The sequence below is a fragment of the Microbacterium sp. Bi128 genome, from assembly GCF_918698205.1.
Genome location: NZ_CAKKMM010001221.1, coordinates 1 through 1,543, shown reverse-complemented (window position 1 = coordinate 1,543; position 1,543 = coordinate 1). Strand labels below are relative to the sequence as shown.

Sequence of the window (1,543 nt, the reverse complement as noted above, 5' to 3'; positions counted from 1 at the left end):
CCTTGGGATCGGTGGCGGAGCGCTGGTGCGGGAACAGCCCGTGTTCCATGCCGGTCAGGAACACGACCGGGAATTCCAGGCCCTTCGCGGTGTGCAGCGTCATCAGGGTCACGACGCCGAGCCGCTTGGCTTCGGCGACGGCGGCCGCCAGGTTTTCGGCGTCACCGCCGGGGGCGTCCGGGATCTGGTCGGCGTCGGCCACGAGGGAGACCTGCTCCAGGAAGGCTCCGAGCGAGCCTTCGGGATTGTCGCGTTCGTATTCCCGGACGACGGCGACCAGTTCGGCGAGGTTCTCCACCCTGGACTCGTCCTGCGGGTCGGTGCTGGAGCGCAGCCCGGCAAGGTAGCCGGTTTGTTCGAGCACGGCTTCGAGGGCCGCGGCCGCGCCGGAGCCGGAAGCGACCTCGGCGAGGTCGTCGAGGAGTTTCACGAAGCCCAGCACGGCGTTGACCGAACGCGTCGCCATGCCCGGGGCTTCATCGGCGCGCCGCGCGGCGGCCATGAAGGAGGTGCGCTCACGCTCCGCCAGGGCGGCGACGGCACCCTCGGCTCGGTCACCGATCCCGCGCTTGGGTTCGTTGAGGATGCGGCGGAGGTTGACGTCGTCGTCCGGGTTGACCAGGACGCGCAGGTAGGCGAGGGCGTCCTTGATCTCCTTGCGCTCGTAGAAGCGGGTGCCGCCGACCACCTTGTAGGGCAGGCCCACGCGGACCAGGACGTCCTCGATCGAGCGGGACTGGGCGTTGGTGCGGTAGAAAATGGCCACGTCGCCGGGGCGCAGGTTGCCCTCATCCTGGAGCCGGTCAATTTCCTTGGCGATGAACTGGGCCTCGTCGTGTTCGTTCTCGCCGACGTAGCCCACGATCTTCTCGCCGTCGCCCTCGGCCGTCCAGAGCCGTTTCTCCGGCCGGTTGGGGTTGCGGGAGATCACCGAGTTGGCGGCGCTGAGGATGGTCTGGGTGGAGCGGTAGTTCTGCTCGAGCTTGATGGTGCGGGCGTCCGGGTAGTCCTTCTCGAACTCCACGATGTTGCGGATGTCCGCGCCGCGGAAGGCGTAGATGGACTGGTCTGAATCGCCGACGACGGTGAGCTCGGCCGCGTCGGGGCCCTCGCCGACGATCTCGCGCACCAGGGCGTACTGGGCGTGGTTGGTGTCCTGGTATTCGTCCACGAGGACGTGCCGGAAGCGGCGCCGGTAGGAGTCGGCGAGCGCCGGGAAGGCCCGGAACATGTAGACGGTCTCGGCGATCAGGTCATCGAAGTCCATGGCGTTGGCCTGGCGCAGGCGCTGGGTGTAGCCCTTGAAGACCTCGGCGACGGCCTGCTCGAAGGGATCGTTGTAGTTGGCGCTGGAGGAATAGCTGTCTGCGTCGATCAGCTCGTTCTTGAGCGCGGAGATCTTGTGCTGGATGGCCTTGGGCGCGAAGCGCTTGGGGTCAAGGTCCAGGTTCTTGGCCACCAGGGTGATCAGGCGCAGCGAGTCGGCGGAGTCGTAGATCGAGAAGTTGGAGTTGAGCCCGACGTTCTTGGCCTCGCGGCGCAG

Annotated in this window: 1 protein-coding gene; it reads right to left on the bottom strand. The window is 67.3% G+C overall.

The features are described 5' to 3' along the window. On the bottom strand, positions 1-1,543 hold a 1,543-nt coding region (locus LQV45_RS31440), incomplete at both ends, for a 3'-5' exonuclease (protein WP_230011302.1).